This is a genomic window from Myxococcus llanfairpwllgwyngyllgogerychwyrndrobwllllantysiliogogogochensis, from assembly GCF_006636215.1.
In the GTDB taxonomy this organism is placed as follows: domain Bacteria; phylum Myxococcota; class Myxococcia; order Myxococcales; family Myxococcaceae; genus Myxococcus; species Myxococcus llanfairpwllgwyngyllgogerychwyrndrobwllllantysiliogogogochensis.
In genome coordinates this window covers 1-19413 of the sequence record NZ_VIFM01000217.1, presented here as the reverse complement: position 1 = coordinate 19413, position 19413 = coordinate 1, and the positions used below count along the sequence as shown (strand labels likewise).

Here is a 19413-nt window from a genome sequence, read left to right as displayed (position 1 = left end):
TCGGTCTCGTGGGCTCGGATCTGTGTCTCAGAGACAGGGGATGGGGGAGTTGCCCAGCTCGCGCATCACCGCGGACAGGGGCACTTCTCCGGGGCCGACGATGTTGTAGACGCCCTTGGGCTCCGGGCGCAGGGCCGCCACCATGGCGCGCGCGACGTCCTCCACGTGGATGAGCTGCACCATGGGGTCGAAGCCGGCCAGCATCCACGGGTGGCGCAGGCGCAGGTAGTTGGAGGGCGCGTTCTTGATGGTGGGCCCGACGATGTGGACGGGCCGCAGAATCACCGTCTCGATGTGCGGGTGCTTCCAGAAGAAGCCATGCGCGAGCATGTCCACTTCAATCAAGTCCCGCACGCCGGAGAAGCGGCTGGCCGCCATGAGCGGCGCGTCCTCGGTGAGGAAGTTGGAGTTGTCCGGGCTGGGTCCGTAGACGTTGGCCGAGGACAGCACGACGACCTTCTTCACGCCGTACTTCGCGCAGTACTCCAACAGGCGCGTGGTGCCCACGACGTTGAAGGAGTGGTGCTCCTCCTCGCTCATGCGCGGGTCATGCATGATGCCCATGTGGATGACGGCGCGGACCTCGTTCTTGCGGAAGACGTCCTCCGCCTTCTTCTTGCGCAGGTCCAGCTCGTACATCTCCACGTCTTTCGGCCGGCCCACGAAGGGACGCCGGTCGATGCCGATGATGCGCTCGTGCTTGTGGAGGAGCTTGGCGAGGGTGCGGCCGAGGTTGCCGCTGATGCCCGTGACGACGACGGCCGGTCTCATGGTGCGAGCCTCATAACACCGTCAGCTGGGGCGCGGGCGCTCACCAGAACACCCCGCGCCGCTCCTTGAGTCCCTGGTGGAGCATGGACTGGATGGCCGCCTTCACGGTGCGGACCTTCTTGTCCAGCTCGCTGTCCTCGTCGTCCGGGCGTCCCGTGAAGTGCATCGGGTCGCCGTAGTACAGGCGGTACTTGGTGGGCAGCGGGAAGGGCAGGCCCGTGGGGGTGACGGGGAAGGACGGGAAGCCGAGCAGCTTCGCCACGGGCTTGAGGTCCATGAGCGCGGGGGCCTGTTCCTCGGCGCCGACGACGGCCACGGGGACAATGGGCGTGCGCGTCTCCAGCGCCAGGCGCATGAAGCCCAGGCCGAACTCCTGGAGCTGGTAGCGCTGGGGCCACAGCTTGTTGATGCCGCGCAGCCCTTCCGGGAACACGAGGATGGCCTCGTCGGACTCCAAGAGCCGCCGGCAGTTCTCCGGCGTGCCGACAATCTGGCCCATGCGCGCCATGAAGGTGGAGACGTACGGCAGGGACGGCACCCACTTCTCCACCATGCTGCGCATGGCGCGGGGCGGACTGGCCTCCAGCATCAGGGAGACGCCAATCATGGCGCCGTCCAGGGGGAGCTGGCCGGAGTGGTTGGACACCAGCAGCACGCGGCCGGCGGGGACCTTTTCGATGCCGTAGGTCTCCACGCGGAAGTAGTTGCGGTAGAGCCACAGGAAGGGCGCCACCGCCGACAGGCTGAAGTCGAGGTTGTAGCCGAACGGGTCGACCCCGTACTCGTTCTCAGGCCGAACCAGGGCCTGCATCCGCTCTTTCTGCTCGTCGTTGGCCAGGCGGTCGGTCCATTCGCGCAGGCCCTTCTTCACTCGGTCGCCGAGTCGCTCCAGCATATCCCTGGTTCTTTACACCACCGGCCCCCGTACCGGGAGTGGGGAAACCTTGCCGTGCCCATCCGGGATAACGTGAGGAGCCCACGCTCATGCGAATTCCTCCCCGCCCCGCGGCTTCCACCCCGAAGGCCGCAGCTCCCGTCTCGGCGCCCGCCAGCAGCGCCAGGGCCTCCGCGTCCACCCTGCGACGCGCGCCCGGGCAGGCGGTGACGTTCAGCCAGGACTTCCATGCACGGCTGGACCTGCCCCCCGCGCGTCTCGAGGAGAAGCTGGCGTTGATGCGCGAGCGTCCGTCGTCCTTCTTCCGGATGATGCCCACCCTCTTCCACGCGGACCTGCGAGGCCCCTACTCCGCCGAGTCCCGGCTGGTGGACCGCCCCGCGCCCCGAATCCCGGTGGTGGGTGACGCGCACGTGGGAAACCTCGGCACCTTCCGCGGGCCAGAGGGCAAGCCGGTGTGGGGGCTCAACGACTTCGACCAGGCCGGGCGCGGCTCGCCGGAGGTGGATCTGACGCGCACGGCGACCAGCGCCGTGCTCACCGCGCGCGAGTCGGGGCTGTCCTCCAAGGAACAAGAGGTCATCCTCCGGGCCTTCGCGGACGCATACTTCTCGACACTCGAGTCGCTCGCCGGAGGCGCGGAGAACCCCGGGGCATTCCTCACCAAGAAGGAGGCCACAGGCGCGGTGGATGACCTCCTCGGGGACGCGAACGACACCTCGCGAGAGGCCCTGGTGAAGAAACATGCCCGGCTGGAGGGCCCTGACGCCGCGAGCTTCCGGACCTCGGACACGTTGAAGTCGGTCTCCCCCGCGAAGCAGCGGGAGGTGCGGGCCGCCCTGGCGGACTCCCTGGCCACGCTGACGGGACGGCAGGACATCGCCCTGCCGCCGCGTGTGCTGGACGTGGCCCGGCGGCTGGACGCGGGCGGCAGCAGCTATGGGCTGGAGCGGTACTGGGTGCTGGCGCGCGCGGCGGACCCGAAGGCGCCTCCCGTGCTGCTGGAACTGAAGGAGCTGCTCGCCCCGAGCGTGGAGTCGCCTCCGCTTCCAGCGGACGGAAGCGCGGTGGTGGACGCGCAGCGCCGGCTCTCCGGCCACGCCAACCCGCTCACCGGTGCCACTCGCATGGGAGGGCGGGCCTTCCTGGTGCGCGAGCTGGAGCCGGAGAAGGCGAAGCTGGGAGACGGGGCGCTGACGGGAAAGAAGGACCTGGTCTCGGTCTTCACCCAGGTCGGTCAGGTCCTGGCTCGGGCCCACGGCGCCACGCCCGAGCAGGCGCGCGAGCTGCGGTTCTGGGTGGGCGACGACGCGGCCCAGGCCACGGGCCGGCTGTCGGCCTTCGCGCGGGCCTATGCCGACCAGGTGCGGGCGGATTGGAGTGCACTGCGTGACGGCACCTGAGCCCCGGGCCGCCACGAGTGGACGAATGCCCCCGTGGCCCCATGCCAGCCAGGGGTGACGTCGCCATGTCTCGCCCCGCATGCGCACGATGCTCGTCCTGCTGGGCCTGGCCTGGCTCTTCTCGGGGTGCGCCGTGACGGCCGCCGCGCTCGCCGCGTCGTCTCCACGGCTTGCGCCCGTGGAGCAGCGCGTGCCCGTGCTGCTCGTCCATGGCATTGGCGACGACGCCAGCGCCTTCGACCTGCTGCGCCGCCGGCTGGAGCGCGAGGGCTGGCCCCATGTCCACGCCGTCTCCATGGTCCCCAACAACGGCAGTGAGGGGATTCCCGTGCTGGCCCGGCAGGTGGCCCGCGAGGCCGAGGCCCTGCGCGCACGCACCGGCGCCCGCCGCGTGGATGTGGTGGGCTTCAGCATGGGGGCGCTCGTCACGCGCTACTGGGTGCAGTTGCTCGGAGGGCGTCTGGTGGTGAGGCGCTTCGTCTCCATCTCCGGCCCGCATTCGGGCACGGGTCTGGCGTTCCTGGGACGAGGCAAGGGCGTGGCGCAGATGCGGCCCGGCAGCAGGCTCCTGCGGGCACTCCAGCAGGACCCTCGTCCCTGGGGCAGCACGGAGGTGCACAGCTTCTGGACGCCGTTGGATTTGACCATCCTCCCCGCCTCCAGCTCACGGCTACCGGGGGCCAGCGAGCGCACCTTTCCCGTGCTGCTCCACCCGTGGATGCTCACCGACCCGCGCGTGCTGGACTCGGTGGTGGACGTGCTCGGCTCGCCCGCCGTGGCCAGGTGACGCTCACAGCGTGGCGGACAGCCGCCCGGCCGCGTCGCGCAGCGTGACGACGTCGCATTCGGACTTCAGCCAGCCGAAGATTTCACGCAGTCGCTCGAGCTTCCGCGTCGCGCTGACGCGCAGGTCCCGCTGCTGTCGGACCAGCTCGCCGGGAATCCCGTCCGTTGCGTCCAGCACGTCCACGCCGTGGAGTTCGAAGTTGAAGAACGCGTCGCGGCGGCAGGAGCGCCACGCACCTCGCAGGGTCCGCAGCGGCAGCGTGGTGGCGAAGGTGCCGATGAACGGGAAGCGCAGGGCGGGCGTCACCGCCATGGGCAGCTCCAGCACCGAGCCTGTGCCCCGTCGATAGGGCCGGGCCGGGTCCGGGCGGTACGGCACGCGGGGCGCGAGCAGCACGCGAGGCGTGTCGAGCACCGAGCGGGACGGGCGCCCCATCAGCGACAGCGCGCCCATCACCGCCGCCTTGGCCGCGTAGTACGGCGTGGCGGGAAACGCGGACGAGCCATACCGGTAGCCCAGCTCGACGGTGGCCGCGTAGAGGTCCGCGTTCAGTGTGTAGCCCGGCGCGCGGAAGCCCTCGGGCCGTGCGCCCGTGGCCGCGAGGATGGCCGCATCGGCGCGCCGCAGGTCCTCCAGAATGGCGGCGGGGCCCCGGCGCGTGAGGGCGTAGTCATGCGCGTGGCTGTGGCTGGCCACCTCGATGCCCGCTTCATGGGCCGCGCGCATACCCGAGGAGGCAAGGGTGTCCGCCTCCAGGTCCTCGCCGATGGCGAAGAAGGTGCCCGGCGCGCCGAGCGTGTCGAGCAGCTCGCGGAAACGAGGCACCGCCACGGCATGGACGAGGGAGCGGGCACGCGCATCCAGCAGCGACTCCGGCAGGCCGTGGATGCGGCAGTAGTGCGGCAGGGAGTCGAGGTCGACGGAGATGGACGCCAGCCTCACGGTGCGCGCCCTCCCCCGCTCACGTGCCGCGAATGCGGATGACGTAGAACAACTTGCCCACGTTCTTGAGCACGTTGGGGACGCGCTTGAAGAGGTGGATGGACGGCTGGCGCTTCTCGTGGAGCTGGATGGGAATCTCCATCACCCTCAGCCCCTCGCGCCAGGCGCGGATGACGAACTCGCTGGCGAACACGTCCATGTCCACCACGCACTTCTGGATGACGGGGAGGAGCGCCTCGCGGCGGAATGCCTTGAGCCCGTGCGTGTCCGTGCCCTGGAAGCCCAGCGTCACCTTCAGGAGCTTGTTGTGCACCCGGGTGGCCGCGCGGCGGATGAGGGGGCGCTGGTCGCTGGCGCCCTTGGCCGCCTTGGAACCCACGACCATGTCCGCCTCGCCCCGCTCCAGGCGCGGCAGCGCCGCGTCGTAGAAGGTGACGTCGCAGAGGTCGATTTCGTCACAGATGACGTAGGTGCCCCGGGCCATGCTGATGCCGGCCTTGAGGGCGACGCCGTAGTTGGGGCGCTCCGAGTGGAACCAGCGCAGGCGCGGGTGCTTCGCGCACAGCTCGTCGAGGATGCGCGGCGTGGCGTCCCGGGAGCCGTTCTCCGCGAAGATGATTTCGTAGTCGAGTCCACGCGCATCCAACCCCTGGCGGAGCTCGTCCGCCGCCGAGGTGATGATGGACTCCTCGTTGTAGACAGGGATGACGACGGACAGGTGCGGTGCCATGGAATCAGGTCCGGACAGGCTGCGGTCCGGTCCGCCTAGCATGCCCCGCGCCACCCGTCGACAAGATGCGGCGCGGCGCGTCTCGACTTCGTCAGCCGTTCAGCGTCCGGGCACACGCCCGCCCGCCGAGGATGGCGTCCTCCATGGACGAGTACTCCCACTGTCCATAGCGGCCCGCCGTGAGGATGCCCGCGTGCTCCAGGAAACGGAGGATTTCCGCCTTCGCGGGCCCGTAAGCGTCGTCATAGAGGACGTAGGCGTGGGGAATCTCCCGGGCCTGGGCGAAGAGGACGTCGTCCGCGGAGTGGATCATCTGCGAGCGCAGCAGGTCCTCCACGGCGTACTTCTCCGCGGCGGCCGGGGACAGCTCGCCGTGGTGGCTGTACTCCACGTAGAACGTCGCGGTGTCCTTGGGGGCCAGCGCGTCGTACACCGCCGAGGGTGAGCCGATGCGGTACGTGTGGAACTCCGGCTCCGGCAGGTAGATCCAATGCCAGGGCTGCCGATTGGCGCCCTTGGCGGCCACGGCGACGTAGGTGACGGTGGTGGCACGCAGACGCTTCGCGGCGGCGACGACCTCGTCGGGCACTCCCGAAGCGCCCTGGGCCAGGAGCCGCACCAGTCCGGGCAGCGACACGGTGGACACCAGCCCCGAGTAGGACAGCGTCCTGCCGTCGGACAACACGACCTTGCGCGCCTTCCAGTCGATGGAGGTGGGCTCGGTGCGGACGCTCAGCTCGCCGCCCTTCAAGTCTCGCAGCATGGCGCGGGCAAGGCTCTCGATGCCACCCTCGCGCGGGTAGACGAAGGACGCGTTGTAGCCCACCGCGTCGCTGCCCGCGCCGAGCGCTCCGTCCACCACTTCCTTGAGGGAGGGCCGGGGCACGAAGCGACCCACCCAGGCGGCGGACAGCTCACGGGGGTGCACCGTCCAGAGCTTCTGGTTGTAGGGCACCATGAAGTTCTTCGCGAAGCCCTCGCCCATGTAGCGGAGGATGAACTCCTCGAAGTCGCGAGGCTCCCGCTCACGCAGCGCACGGCCCTTCTCGCCGTAGATGGCCTCCACGTACCCGACGAGGTTCTCCGCGACGACGTCCGGCGGCAGCCCGTGGGTGTTCACCTGGTACGGGAAGCGCGTGAAGACGCCGCGCGTGAAGATGCCCGCCTTGCGCTGGATGCGGACCATCTGCCCCGGCAGCCAGCGCGTGTTCACCAGTTCCTGGATTTCGGCGTCCCGCAGGTGGAGCCAGTGCCCGGTGGGGTCGAAATAACACCCATCGATGACCTCGGTCTTGATGAGGCCGCCGACCCGGTCTGACTTCTCGATGAGGAGCCAGGGCTTCTGGAGGAAATGGGCGGTGGAGAGACCCGCGAGCCCCGCTCCCAGGATGACGATGGGTTCCATACCGGGTCGGTCCTACCACCTCCTCCGGGTGAGGGGGAGCCGAACGCGCGGTGCCAGGGGCGCGAAATCTCAAGCCCCCTCGGCCGCCCGCCTGGGAGTAAAGGGGGGGACCGCTTCCACTGCGGGCTGGCGCGTTCTTTCCGGGCTGGAAACGCCTCTGGTAGCCTGCGCGCGCCGGTCCCGTCGAAGGAACCCCATGAAAGTCTCCTGCCCGTCTTGCCAGACGAATTACAACATCGATGACAAGCGGATCCCCCCGGGTGGCGCGAAGCTCAAGTGCGCCCGGTGCCAGACCACCTTCCCCATCAGACCCGAGGGAGTGAGCGCAGCGGCCCCTGCCGCGCCTGCTCCGTCGGCCGCAGCCATTCCGCTGCCCGGTGCGTCCGCGCCGAGCGCCGCCGCGATTCCCCTCCCCGGGGCCGCGCCGTCGGGCGCCATCGCGATTCCCCTCCCGGGCGCCGCGCCCTCCGGGGCCATCGCCCTGGGGCACGAGGCCATTCCCCTCCCGGGCGCCGCCCCACAGTCCGATGGCTTCGGCTACGACTCGGGTGCCATTCCGCTGCCCGGCGCCTCCGCTCCGCAAGACGACTTCGGCTACGACGCGGGCGCCATTCCGCTGCCCGGTGCCTCCGCTCCGCACGACGACTTCGCCTTCGACGCGGGCGCCATTCCGCTGCCCGGCGCCTCCGCGCCGCAGGATGATTTCGGCTACGACGCGGGCGCCATTCCGCTGCCCGGCGCCTCCGCGCCGCAGGATGACTTCGGCTACGACGCGGGCGCCATTCCACTGCCTGGTGCCTCCGCGCCTTTCGACTCCGGTGCCATCCCGCTGCCGGGTGTCGCGTCTTCGTCTGGCGCCATTCCCCTGCCGGGCGCGGTGGACGCGTTCAGCGAGGGCTTCGACGACGTGGAGCCACCCGTCCGCCAGGACCGGGACGTGACGCGGGTCGTGGCCATTCCGATGCCCAACGCGGCGTTCCGCGAGCCGCCTCGGCCCGCGGCGCCCCCTCCGCCCAAGGCGGGGCGCGAGTTCGACTTCTCGGACGACTCGCTGGCGCCGCCGGTGGACCTGGCCCACGGCTCCGTCGAAATGCCCGACGTGACGGGCACCGCGCGCGACTTCGACTTCTCCGACGACGCGCTTCCCGTGCCCGCGCAGCCTGAAGCGGATCCTTTCGCCTTCGACGTCGAGACCCCGAGCGGCGAAGCCACCGCCTTCGCGCTGCCGCCCACGCCCAACCCCGCGCATGCCGGCTACCCGGTCGAGGCGAACCCGTTCGCGCTGCCTCCGCCTCCCGCGTACGCGGAGGCGCCCATGACGGAGGACCCGTTCGCGCTGCCTCCTCCGCCGTTGGAAGCAGACCCCTTCGCGCTGCCTCCGCCTCCCGCGTATGCGCAGGTGCCGATGACGGAGGACCCCTTCGCGCTGCCGCCTCCGCCCTCGGGGGGACCGTCGTTCGACTTCGCCGAGCTGCCCGTGCCCGCGGGGGAGGATCCGTTCTCCGCGTCGCCGCCCACCGCGGGAGCGATGGACTTCTCGGACCTGCCGTCGCCCGCCGCGCCCGGGATGGACTTCTCCGACCTGCCGTCGCCAGCCGCGCAGCCGCAGGACCTGTCGTTCGACTTCGCCTCGCCCCCCACGCCCGGGTTCAACGCGGATTTCGGTTCCGCGCCCGCGCCGGTGCCGGACTTCAGCCTCGACTTCGCCGAGCCCCCGCCTCCCACCGCGCCTCCCGCGTCGTTCAACCCCTCGGTGGACTTTGGCGACGTGGACTTCGGGATGCCGCCGACTCCCGCGGCGTCGCCCGGCATCCCGGACTCGCTCGAGTTCGACCCCACCGCGAGGCCCGGTGACGACCTGGAAGCGGACCTCTCCGACCCCCTGCCGCCCCCGCCCAACGCGGGTCCGGCGGACGGTCTGGAGATGCTGTCCTTCATCGACGACGCCGCGAGCCGCGAGACGGGCCAGGCCGGCGCCAAGGTGCGCCGCTTCCACGTCCGCCGCCGCTCCGGCAAGGTGTTCGGCCCGTTCGACGAGGGCGTCGTCGTCAAGATGCTCGAGGACGGGCAGCTGCTCGGCAACGAGGACGTCTCCCTGGACTCCGAGTCGTGGTCGGCCATCGGCACCATCCCCACCTTCGCCTCCGCCATCCAGAGGCTGATGGAGGGTCCGTCCAAGGTCGTGGCCGCCGCGCCCGTCGCCACCGCGTCGGACTCCGAAGCCCCTCGCGCCGACCCGGGTGGAACGCAGGCGAACATGCGTCGCCTGGAGCAGCTCTACGAAGGCCGCATGGCCGCGGTCTCCGTCGTGGACCGCAGTGGCGCCGATGCGAAGATCAAGAAGCGCATCCCCCTGTTCATCGCCGCCGGCGTGGCCGTGTTGATGCTGGGCATCGGCGTGGGCACGGAGTTCGGCACGCGCTACGGCGCCTTCGGTCGCCGGGCCATCTTCCCCGCGCGCGTCTCGGACGGCTCGCCCCAGGCGCAGCTCGTGAGCCAGGCGCGCCAGGCGCTCCTCCAGGACACCTTCGCCAGCTACAAGCAGGCGCACACCCTCTCCGCGCAGGCGCTCCAGGAGAAGGAGTATCCGGCGGTGCGCTCGCTGTGGTGCCAGTCCGTCTATTACCTGCAGCGCAAGTACGCCGCGGCCGACATGGCCGACATGAGCCGCTGCCGCGAGGCGATGGCGGACATCGCGCTGCTGGGCGAGAAGGACGTCGACGTCATCAAGGCGGCCGCGTCGCTCGCGCTCACCTCCCGACAGGCGGACGCGGCGCTGCCCCCGCTGCTGGACGCCTTCAGCCGCGAGGCGAACCAGGCGGACCTGGAGCTGGCCTTCCTCGTGGCCGAGGCCCAGGCGATGAAGCGCGACCAGAACAGCGCCATCGAGACGCTGAAGAAGGTGCTCGCCGCGGACCCCAAGTCCGCCAAGGCCCACCACGCGCTGGGCAACCTGCACCAGGCCGCGGGCCGTGCCGACGAGGCCGCCGCCTCGTACGCCGCCGCGCTCGAGGCCGACCGCAAGCACGCCGCCTCCGCCGTGGAACTCGCGGCCGTGCAGCTGCTGGTGCGCAAGGATGCCGAGAAGGGCACCCAGTCCGTGGAGGAGGCTCTCGCCGAGGACGTCCAGTCCGCGCTCGGCCCCGCGGAGCTCGCTCGCGCCCGGGGACTCAAGGGCGTGGCGCTCTTCCACCAGCACAAGCCCAAGGAGGCGGAGGCGGAGCTGAAGTCCGCCCTGGAGAAGGACCCTCAGTCCGACTTCCTCAAGGCGCAGCTGGCCCACGTGATGCGCGCCCAGCGCAACTACGAAGGCGCCCTGCCGCTGTACACGGCGCTGGCCTCGGAAGAGGGTGACAACCTGGAGTACGCCGACGGCCACATCACCTCGCTGGTGATGACCGGGAAGATGCAGGCCGCGCTGGAGGCGGTGCAGAAGGCCAGCGGGAGCTTCCCCAATGAGGCCCGCATCGCCTACCTCTACGGCCGCATCGAGGACGCCCTGGACAAGCTCTCCGAGGCGGAGGGCCACTACAAGCGCGCCATCGCCGCGGACGCCACCCTGGTGGAGGCCAACCTCTACCTGGGCCGCTTCTACCTGCGGCAGCGCCGCAACGCGGAGGCCCGCACCCAGTTGGAGCAGGCCGCCACCAAGGCCCCGGACCTCGCGGGCGTGCGCGCCGGTCTGGGTGAGCTGGCCCTGGCGGAGAACAACGCGCTGCTCGGCCAGCAGGAGTTCGAGCGCGCCGTGCAGCTCGACCCGAACCTCGCCGACGCCCACCTGGGCCTGTCGCGCGTGGCGCTGCTCAACAACGACCTGGAGAAGGCGCAGACGGAGGCCAACCGCGCCCTGGAGCTGGACCCCCACTTGCTGAAGGACGGCCGGCTGCAGCGCGGCATCGTGCTGTGGCGCCTGGGCAAGCTCGACGAGGCCGTGGCCGAACTGGAGAAGGCCAAGGCGGAGGACCCTCGCTCCACCACGATTCCCATCACCCTGGGCGCGGTGCTGCTGGAGCGTGGAGACCTGCCCGGCGCGGAGAGCAACCTGGGCCTCGCGCTGAGCAACGAGCCCTCCAACCACGAGGCGCTCTACTACCTGGCGCTCGTGAAGGCGAAGCGGATGGAGTTCACCCAGGCCATGGACGCCATGCGCAAGGCCGTGGAGCGCGCCCCCAAGCGCCCCGACTACCACTACGCCTACGGCGTCATCCTCCGCGACGCGAAGAACCTGCCGGACGCCATGCGCGAGTGGAACACCGCCGTGGACCTGGACCCGGCCAACGCCGACGCGCACGAGGCGCTCGGCCACGCCCACCTGGAGAACGGCGAGTTCGACGAGGCCATCTCCTCCTTCGAGGACAGCCTCAAGTCAGACCCGCGCCGGACCCGGGTGCTCGGCTCCATCGGCGACGCGTACTTCAACGCGGCCCGCTGGAACGACGCCATCAAGCGCTACCAGACGGCCCTCAAGGCGGACGCGAAGCTGACTCACGTCTACTACAAGGTCGCCCGCGCCTTCACCGAGCAGGCCCAGCACGCCAAGGCCATCGACTGGTACCGCAAGGCCTCCAGCGTCGAGCCGGAAAACCCGATGACCTACTACTACCTGGGCTTCGCCTATAAGGAGAAGAACAAGCGCCGGGAAGCCGTGCAGGCCTTCAAGGACTACCTCGTGAAGAAGCCGGACGCGACGGACAAGAAGGACATCGAGGAAGAGATCTACGACCTGCAGAACTAGCCGCCAGCCGACAGCCGGCCGTCCTTCCAGGGATGGCCGGCGTCAGGCCCCCGGCGGTCGGGGCGTCCGCCCTTGAGCACCCCGGGCGCGAGGAGTCTTGCTGACGCCCACCGAGGGTGACTACAAGGCGTCCCACATGCTGGACCTCCGGAACGTTGCGCAGAACTTCGATGCGGTCGTCGCTCGCCTGAAGACGCGGGGCGGCAACCTGGACCTCGGCCCCTTCCAGGCGCTGTTCTCCGAGCGCGGGAAGCTGTTCGCCTCCATGGAGGCGCTGGCCGCGCGCCGCAACGCCGCCAACGAGGAGATGAAGCAGAAGGCGAAGGAGGATCCCAAGGCGCTGGACGCGCTGCGCGGCGACCTTCGCGCCGTCTCCCAGGACATCAAGGACAAGCAGAACCGCCTCAAGGAGGTGGAGGAGGAAATCGACCGCATCCTCCTGCTCATCCCCAACTTGCCGCACGAGTCCGTGCCCGTGGGAGCCAGCGCGGACGAGAACGTCCAGGTGAAGAGCTGGGGTGAGAAGCCGAACCTGCCCTTCACGCCGAAGCAGCACTTCGAGCTGGGGGAGAAGCTGGGCATGCTCGACTTCGAGCGCGCCGCGAAGGTCTCCGGCAGCCGCTTCACCTTCTACAAGGGCGCCCTGGCGAGGCTTGAGCGTGCGCTCGTCACGTTCATGATCGATGTGCACACCCAGAAGGGCTACACGGAGCTGCTTCCGCCCTATCTGGTGCTGCGCGAGACGATGATGGGGACGGGCCAGTTGCCCAAGTTCGAGGATGACGCCTTCAAGACGCTGGGCGACCCCGAGCGCTTCCTCATCCCCACGGCAGAAGTGCCCGTCACCAACTACCACGCGGACGAAATCCTCGAGGGCGAGTCGATGCCCATCCGCTACTGCGCCTTCAGCCCGTGCTTCCGCGCGGAGGCGGGCGCCGCCGGCAAGGACACTCGCGGCCTCATCCGCCAGCACCAGTTCCACAAGGTGGAGATGGTGAAGTTCGCCCAGCCCGACAAGAGCCTGGAAGAGCTGGAGTCGATGACGGACGACGCGTGCGACATCCTGCGCCGCCTGGGCCTGCACCACCGGGTGATGCTGCTGTGCACCGGAGACATGGGCTTCTCCGCCCGCAAGACGTACGACATCGAGGTCTGGCTGCCGGGGCAGAACGCGTACCGGGAGATTTCGTCCTGCTCGGACTGCGGCGACTTCCAGTCCCGCCGGGCGAAGATTCGCTTCCGGGCCCAGAAGGGGGACAAGCCGCAGCTCGTCCATACCCTGAACGGCAGCGGGCTCGCGGTGGGCCGCACTTCCATCGCCATCCTGGAGAACTACCAGCGGGACGACGGCACCGTCGCCATCCCGGAAGTGCTCTGGCCCTACATGGGCGGCATCAAGGAACTGAAGCCGCTCTAGAACTGTGATCATCCGCTTGCAACGGGCGCGGAATGAGGTAGAAGGGCGGCCCCACGGTCGACGTCGGTCCGAGGGACACCGCCGGCTGAAGTTGTTGTATGGAGGCGTGGCCGAGCGGTTGAAGGCAGCGGTCTTGAAAACCGCAGAGGGTGCAAGCTCTCCGTAGGTTCGAATCCTACCGCCTCCGAATTTGTGCTTGAAATTTGCGGTTCTTTGACAGAGAAGAGTTGGAGAGATGGCCGAGAGGCTGAAGGCACAGGTTTGCTAAACCTGCATACTCGAAAGGGTATCGAGGGTTCGAATCCCTCTCTCTCCGCCACCTGTTGTTGTAGCAGTGCGTGAAGATTTTGCTCCCTTAGCTCAGCTGGATAGAGCGTCGGACTACGAATCCGAAGGCCGGAGGTTCGAATCCTCCAGGGAGCGCTCCCTTCTTTTCACGCCGTCTCCATGAGTGACGACGAAGCTTTCATGCAGCAGGCGCTCGCGCTCGCGCGGGAAGCCGCGACACTCGGAGAGGTCCCCGTCGGTGCGGTAGCGGTCCATGATGGAAACGTCATTGGAACGGGTTTCAACCGCCGCGAAGTGGACCGCAATCCCCTCGCCCATGCGGAAGTCCTCGCACTGGATGCCGCTCGCAGGCATCTGGGGGTCTGGCGGATGACGGGCGTCACGCTTTATGTGACGTTGGAACCGTGCGCGATGTGCGCCGGTGCGCTGGTGCAGTCCCGGGTGACGCGCCTCGTCTTTGGCGCCATGGACCCGAAGGCAGGTGCAGTCGGCTCTCTCTACAATCTGGCCGAAGAGCCTCGTCACAACCACCGGCTCCAGGTCACGAGTGGTATCCTGGCGGAAGACAGCCGGATTCTTCTAAAGTCGTTCTTCGAGCGCTTGCGCGCGAAGCGACGCGACAATTGAATACTTGGAGAGCTGGCCGAGTGGTCGAAGGCACCTGACTCGAAATCAGGCATACCGGGAACGGTATCGTAGGTTCGAATCCTACGCTCTCCGCTCCAGACTTCTTGGAGAGGTGGCCGAGCGGTTGAAGGCGCACGCCTGGAACGCGTGTATATCTGAAAGGGTATCGTGGGTTCGAATCCCACCCTCTCCGTAGTTGTTGTTTCAGCAGTCGATGTCTACATCCTTTGTGGTCGGGACAACGTGGGGGCGCGAACCCCGCCAGGTCCGGAAGGAAGCAACGGTAGCGATCTACCGCGTGTGTCCCGGCCGTTCTGAAGAGCCAGTCTCCCGTTTCGGGGGTCTGGCTCTTCGCCTTTGCGGGCAAGAACACGAGGGGATGCCAGGCGCCTTGCTCGCGCCCTCCCCTCCGGAGTTTCTGACTCGGGTTCAGTCGCGGACGAGCAGCGTCTCTCGGCCGATGCGCTTCGCGATTCGGAAGCCCGCCGCCTGGATTTCAGGCAGGGCCCGGTCCTCGAAGGTGACGACGCGGTTGAAGCGCCGCTCGCGCATGCCCTGCTGGAAGGCGCCGTCCCGGGGCCAGTCGCAGGTGAGCCAGGGAATCTCCTGGCCCAGGTAGAAGAAGCCGCCGGAACCCCACAGCCCTTCGTTGACGATGACTAGGCCTGTCGCGCCTCCCATGCGGGTCGCCGCGACGATGGCTCTGAACTGGTCCGCGCGGAGATCATTGGGCGGGAAGAAGAACGCGGAGGCGAGCCCCGAGGCCAGCGCCACCGTGGCCAGCCCCCAGCGCAGCGCCCCGTGGGCCCGCGAGGTGATGAAGGCGGCGATGACGGGGGCCGCGGCGAGGAGTCCCAACACCAGGGCTGGGTAGAGGAAGCGCTCCTCCTTGTGCGCGGTGGCCAGCAGCACCGCCAGGTAGATGCCCGCACACGTGAGCGGCAGGGACACGCCGGCCTTGCGCTTCAGGGCCCAGAGGCCCAGCGGCACGGCGGCCCAGCCCCAGAGGGGGACCGCCATCAGCAGGGGCATCGCGTAGAAGCCCGGGGTCGCCGAGCCGAAGCGGGCCGCCGCTTCTCCGGACAGGACGTTGAAGCGGACGTACTTGAAGAACGAATGGAAGGGGCTGCCCCAGGTGACGTGGTCCAGCAGGCCCAGCCCCGCGGCCACCACGAGTCCCCCCAGGCAGGTGAAGGCCAGGAGCTTCCAGCGTCGGGCGGCCATCAACCAGAGCAGCGCCGCGACGACACAGATGGCGGACGGGTAGCGCGTGACCACGGCGAACCCCAGGGCCGCGCCACCGACGAGGCCCGCCCTGCCCTCGCGCTCGCGCCGGTCCAACGCCTCCATCGCCACCACGAGGAAGGACGTGGAGAACGACTCCGCCAGCGTGCGTCCGGCGAAGACGAGCACCGGTCCATAGAGGCCCAGCAACAGGACGGCCAGCCAGCCTCCCGCGGGGCCAGCTCGACGGGCGGAGAAGCGGTATGCGGCCCACAGGCTCCACGCATGCAGCGCGAGTTGGGGGAGGGCCACCACGGCGCGATAGCCCTGGGGGTCGGTGATGCCGAGCATCCGCGCCAGCTTGAGGAAGGCCGCCAGCACCCCAGGCACAGCCCAGTTGCGGATGCCATCGCGCCACTCCCATGCCAGCACCCCGTAGCCGTGGACGCGCCAGTAGGCGGGTTCCAGGGCCTGATACACCTCGTCGGGATGGATGCGGCCCAGCTGCGTCACGGCGACGATGGCGGGCAGGAGCGCCACACCCGCGAGCGACAACCAGGTGAGGAGTGTGTGCTTCCGAGGCTCGGGACGATGAGCATCGGCCGGCGGGTTCTCGAGCGACACGGGGGCGGTGGGTGCGTCGGGCAGGGGTGCGGACACGGGCGGTGGGGACTCTCCCCGGCCCCGCGCCCGGGTGCAAGCCAGGTGACGTTTGTCCGGCAGGCCCTCGCTCGGGTAGGAACGCGGTTCCCTGAGGAGGAAGACACATGCCGGACGTCATCGTGGTGGGAGCGGGACATAATGGGCTCGTGACAGCGGCGATGCTCGCGCGCCGGGGCCTGTCGGTCACCGTCCTGGAGGACAAGGACGTCATTGGCGGAGCGTGCCGCACGGAGTACCCGTTCAAGAGCGCGCCGGGGCTTGGCGTGTCCACGGGCGCGTACCTCCTGGGCCTGATGCCGCCGGAGCTGTTGCGCGAACTGGAGCTGGACCTGCCCCTCAAGCGGAGGGACCCGCACTACTTCCTGCCCACCACGGGCAAGCGATATCTCTTGTTCGGCTCGGACGAGCGCGAGCTGAAGCGCCAGTTCCTGGAGTTCTTCTCCCAGGAGGACTGGGAGGCCAACCAGGCGATGAACACGGAGCTGGGCGCGCTGCGCGACGACCTGGCCCCCTCGTGGCTTCTGCCCCCGCTCTCCATCGAGGAGACCGCCGAGCGCTACATCCGTCCCGCGCTGCGGCAGAACTTCATCCAGCTGTGTCGAGGCTCGGCGCGCCAGTACCTGGAGCGCTTCCGCTTCAAGTCCGACTTCGTGAAGGCGATGTACGCGGTGACGGACGCGTTCTCCGGGCTGGATGGCGGCTATGACACGCCGGGGACGGGGATGAACCTGCTCGTCCACAACATGTGCCGACTGCCCGGCAGCGGCGGCACGTGGATGATTGTCGGCGGCGGTATGGGCACCGTCACCCAGTCCATCGCCAACGTCGCGCGCAAGTACGGCGCCACCATCCGCACGGGCGCGAAGGTGACCTCGGTCCGCGTGGACGCGGGCGTGGTGAAGGGCGTGGTGCTGGAGAATGGCGAGGAATTGAGCGCCAACGTCGTCATCTCCAACGGCGACCCGTTCCGCACGCTGAAGCTGGTGGACTCGGCGGCGCTGCCAGCGGACTACCGCGCGAAGGTGAACGCGATGGCGGTGCCGGGCACCACGCTCAAGGTGAACCTGTGCTTGAAGGACCTGCCCAAGTTCACCTGTCTGCCCGAGGACAAGGGCCAGTTCGGTCCCACCATCCACCTGCTGCCGCAGGAGGACGACGTGCTCGGCGCGCTGGAGCGCTCGTACCGCGAGACGCAGGCGGGCAAGCTGTCGGAGTTCCCCTCCATCGAGTGGTACATCCACACCACCGTGGACCCCACGCTGCGCGACGCCGAGGGGCACCACAACTCCGCCCTCTTCGTGGAGTGGGTGCCCTACAAGCTGGAGGGCACCACGTGGGAGAAGGAGGAGTCGCGCTACGTGCAACATCTGCTGTCCATCTGCGACCGCTTCGCCCCGGGGACCAGTGACAAGGTGCAGGAGTACTTCGCCCTCACGCCCCCGAAAATCGAGAGTCACTTCGGAATCACGGGGGGCCACATCCACCATGTGGACAACAAGCGGGGCTTCACCGACCGGCTGCCCTACGAGACGCCGGTCCAGGGGCTCTATTTCTGCAGCGCGGGCTGTCACCCCGCCGGCAGTGTCATCGGCGCGGCCGGCCACAACGCCGCGGGCGTGGTCCTCCAGGCCCTGGGACGCTGAGTCCCAGCGCCTGGAGATGGATCCTCCGCGCCATCGTGTTTAGATGAAGGCCCCCATGAGCTACCTCGTCCTCGCGCGTAAATGGCGCCCGCAGAAGTTCGATGACATGACCGGACAGGAGCACGTCGTCCGGACCATCGCGAACGCCATCAAGATGGACCGGGTCGCTCATGCGTACCTGTTCTGCGGCCCTCGTGGTGTCGGCAAGACGACGGCCGCTCGACTGCTCGCCAAGGCCCTCAACTGTGAGAAGGGCCCCACCGCGACGCCGTGCGGCGAGTGCCGGGCGTGCATCGAAATCGCCAACGGCACCAGCGTGGACGTGGCGGAGATCGACGGTGCGTCCAACAACGGCGTCGAGAACGTCCGCGAGATTCGCGAGAACGCGAAGTACCTGCCGCAGCGAGACCGGCACAAGATCTACATCATCGACGAGGTCCACATGCTGTCCGGAGCGGCGTTCAACGCGCTGCTCAAGACGCTGGAGGAGCCGCCCGGTCACGTGAAGTTCATCTTCGCGACGACGGAGGCGCACAAGCTCCCGGACACGATTCTCTCGCGCTGCCAGCGTCACAACTTCCGCCGCATCTCCGCGGCGCGGATGCTCCAGCGGCTCCAGGAGATCTGCAAGGCGGAAGGCGCGGGCATCTCCGACCGTTCGCTGTCGCTCGTCGTGCGCCAGTCCGAGGGCGGCATGCGCGACGCGCTGAGCCTCCTGGACCAGGTGCTCGCCTCGTGTGGCGCCAGTCCGACGGATGAAGAAGTCGCCGAGGCCCTGGGCGCCATCGACCGGACGATGGTGCAGGACTTCGCCGAGGCGCTGGTGCGCAAGGACGCCAAGCGCATACTCGAGCGCGTGGAGGAGGTCTTCAACCGCGGGCTCGACTTGAAGCGGCTCGCGGAGGAGCTGGCGCTCCAGTTGCGCCACCTCTTCGTCACGAAGACGCTGGGCGAGGCGCCCGCCGAACTGGCTGAGTCCGAGCAGAAGGCGCTCATCGCGCTGGCGAAGGAAGCGGAGAGCGCGCAGCTCACCCGCCTGTTCGACGTGGTGCACGGCAGCGTCTGGGATGTGTCCCGTGCGGCGCAGCCGAGGCTCGCGCTGGAGATGGCGCTCCTGAAGGCCATCCAGTTGTCGCCGGGTGGATCCATTCCGGAGCTGCTGGCGCGGGTGGACCGGCTCGCCGCCGGACTTCCCCAGGGTGAGGGTGCCAACAAGACCAATGCTGGAGCGCCAGGAGGTCGCTCCAGCTCCACGAACTTTCGCGCCTGAGCCCCGCCAGGCTCCTCGTCCGGAAGTCTCCGCCCCGCCTCCGCCCACCTGGGAGGCTCGCGGTACAGCCCCTGAGTCCATTGCTTCGACAGCGCGTGCCCCATCGGCACTGGCGCCCGCTGGAAGCGCGTCCGAACATCGACCCACCGACGACTCACGGATGGGGGAAGCACCGCGCTTCGGCGAGTCCGCGCGGGAAGCACCGCGCGACACGGGCGCGGCTCGAGTCAGCGAGCACACCCAGGTTCCTCAAGCACCGCTCGGTGCAGGGCCCGCTCGATTCACCGAGTCGACGCAAGGGGGCCAGACGCCGCACTTGGACGGGATTCCTCCCGACGCCAACACCGCTCGCTACGCCGAGTCCGCACAGAGCGCACAGGCGCCCTTCGCCCAGGACGCTTCGCGCGACGCAATCCCCACTCGCTACGACGAGTCCGCACAGGGCTCGCAGGCTCCGAACGTCCAGGCGGCGCCGCGTGACTTCGGAGCCTCGCGCTACGACGAGTCGGACTACGTGGCCGAGCCTCCGGATGACATCGAGCTACCCCAACACTCGGGCGGCGCATCGGACTCAGGACCCTCGGGTGCCTGGAGCCCACCTCCGCCCCCCACC

The 19413-nt window shown here is 69.0% G+C and carries 12 protein-coding genes, 5 tRNA genes, 1 other RNA gene and 2 pseudogenes; 14 read left to right on the top strand and 6 right to left on the bottom strand.

The annotated features are described in order from the left end of the window. Positions 1-36: 36 nt before the first annotated feature. Both FJV41_RS36695 and FJV41_RS36690 read right to left on the bottom strand, forming a co-directional pair. A pseudogene (locus tag FJV41_RS36695) lies at positions 37-771 on the bottom strand (SDR family oxidoreductase); the annotation flags it as partial. 40 nt (positions 772-811) lie between these two features. Then, the gene (locus FJV41_RS36690; protein ID WP_141647253.1) at positions 812-1666 is read right to left on the bottom strand and encodes a lysophospholipid acyltransferase family protein; all 855 of its coding nucleotides are present in this window, start codon (positions 1664-1666) and stop codon (positions 812-814) included. 89 nt (positions 1667-1755) lie between these two features. Here FJV41_RS36690 and FJV41_RS36685 point away from each other — a divergent pair, with 89 nt between their 5' ends. Together FJV41_RS36685 and FJV41_RS36680 are read left to right on the top strand one after the other, a co-directional pair. Continuing rightward, positions 1756-3069, top strand: a complete 1314-nt coding sequence (locus FJV41_RS36685; protein ID WP_141647252.1) for a DUF2252 family protein — start codon at positions 1756-1758, stop codon at positions 3067-3069. Positions 3070-3148: 79 nt separating this feature from the next. After that, entirely contained in the window at positions 3149-3856 is a 708-nt protein-coding gene (locus FJV41_RS36680) for an esterase/lipase family protein (protein ID WP_246137639.1), read from the top strand. Between the two features lie 3 nt (positions 3857-3859). Here FJV41_RS36680 and FJV41_RS36675 read toward each other — a convergent pair whose 3' ends face one another. The 3 genes from FJV41_RS36675 to FJV41_RS36665 form a co-directional block, all read right to left on the bottom strand. After that, entirely contained in the window at positions 3860-4798 is a 939-nt protein-coding gene (locus tag FJV41_RS36675; RefSeq protein ID WP_141647251.1) for a polysaccharide deacetylase family protein, read from the bottom strand. Positions 4799-4817: 19 nt separating this feature from the next. Further along, positions 4818-5528, bottom strand: coding sequence for a glycosyltransferase family 2 protein (locus tag FJV41_RS36670; RefSeq protein WP_141647250.1), 711 nt, complete (start codon positions 5526-5528; stop codon positions 4818-4820). Between the two features lie 91 nt (positions 5529-5619). Continuing rightward, complete coding sequence (locus tag FJV41_RS36665) at positions 5620-6933, bottom strand: protoporphyrinogen/coproporphyrinogen oxidase (protein ID WP_141647249.1); 1314 nt, start codon at positions 6931-6933, stop codon at positions 5620-5622. Positions 6934-7129: 196 nt separating this feature from the next. Between FJV41_RS36665 and FJV41_RS36660 the strand changes: the two genes are divergently transcribed. From FJV41_RS36660 to ffs, 9 genes are all read left to right on the top strand, one after another. After that, entirely contained in the window at positions 7130-11668 is a 4539-nt protein-coding gene (locus FJV41_RS36660; RefSeq protein WP_141647248.1) for a tetratricopeptide repeat protein, read from the top strand. A 136-nt stretch (positions 11669-11804) separates the two neighbouring features. Next, positions 11805-13085, top strand: a complete 1281-nt coding sequence (gene serS / locus FJV41_RS36655) for a serine--tRNA ligase (protein WP_141647255.1) — start codon at positions 11805-11807, stop codon at positions 13083-13085. 100 nt (positions 13086-13185) lie between these two features. Further along, a tRNA-Ser gene (locus FJV41_RS36650) sits at positions 13186-13272 on the top strand. A gap of 42 nt (positions 13273-13314) precedes the next feature. Further along, positions 13315-13404: transfer RNA gene (locus FJV41_RS36645), tRNA-Ser, on the top strand. A 30-nt stretch (positions 13405-13434) separates the two neighbouring features. Continuing rightward, a tRNA-Arg gene (locus tag FJV41_RS36640) sits at positions 13435-13508 on the top strand. Positions 13509-13532: 24 nt separating this feature from the next. Continuing rightward, entirely contained in the window at positions 13533-14000 is a 468-nt protein-coding gene (tadA, locus tag FJV41_RS36635; protein WP_141647247.1) for a tRNA adenosine(34) deaminase TadA, read from the top strand. Between the two features lie 6 nt (positions 14001-14006). Then, positions 14007-14093, top strand: a tRNA-Ser gene (locus FJV41_RS36630). Between the two features lie 13 nt (positions 14094-14106). Continuing rightward, positions 14107-14193: transfer RNA gene (locus tag FJV41_RS36625), tRNA-Ser, on the top strand. A gap of 33 nt (positions 14194-14226) precedes the next feature. Beyond that, positions 14227-14319, top strand: an RNA gene (gene ffs / locus FJV41_RS36620) — signal recognition particle sRNA small type. 110 nt (positions 14320-14429) lie between these two features. Here ffs and FJV41_RS36615 read toward each other — a convergent pair. Further along, positions 14430-15884 carry a glycosyltransferase family 39 protein gene (locus tag FJV41_RS36615; protein WP_181791182.1) on the bottom strand — a complete coding sequence of 485 codons (1455 nt, stop codon included), beginning with the start codon at positions 15882-15884 and terminating at the stop codon, positions 14430-14432. 107 nt (positions 15885-15991) lie between these two features. Here FJV41_RS36615 and FJV41_RS36610 point away from each other — a divergent pair, with 107 nt between their 5' ends. The 3 genes and pseudogenes from FJV41_RS36610 to FJV41_RS36600 form a co-directional block, all read left to right on the top strand. Beyond that, a complete protein-coding gene (locus FJV41_RS36610; RefSeq protein WP_141647246.1) occupies positions 15992-17530 on the top strand; it encodes a phytoene desaturase family protein in 1539 nt (512 codons plus the stop codon). Positions 17531-17585: 55 nt separating this feature from the next. Further along, a complete protein-coding gene (gene dnaX, locus FJV41_RS36605) occupies positions 17586-18800 on the top strand; it encodes a DNA polymerase III subunit gamma/tau (protein ID WP_141647245.1) in 1215 nt (404 codons plus the stop codon). Positions 18801-18960: 160 nt separating this feature from the next. Then, positions 18961-19413, top strand: a pseudogene (locus tag FJV41_RS36600) (hypothetical protein); the annotation flags it as partial.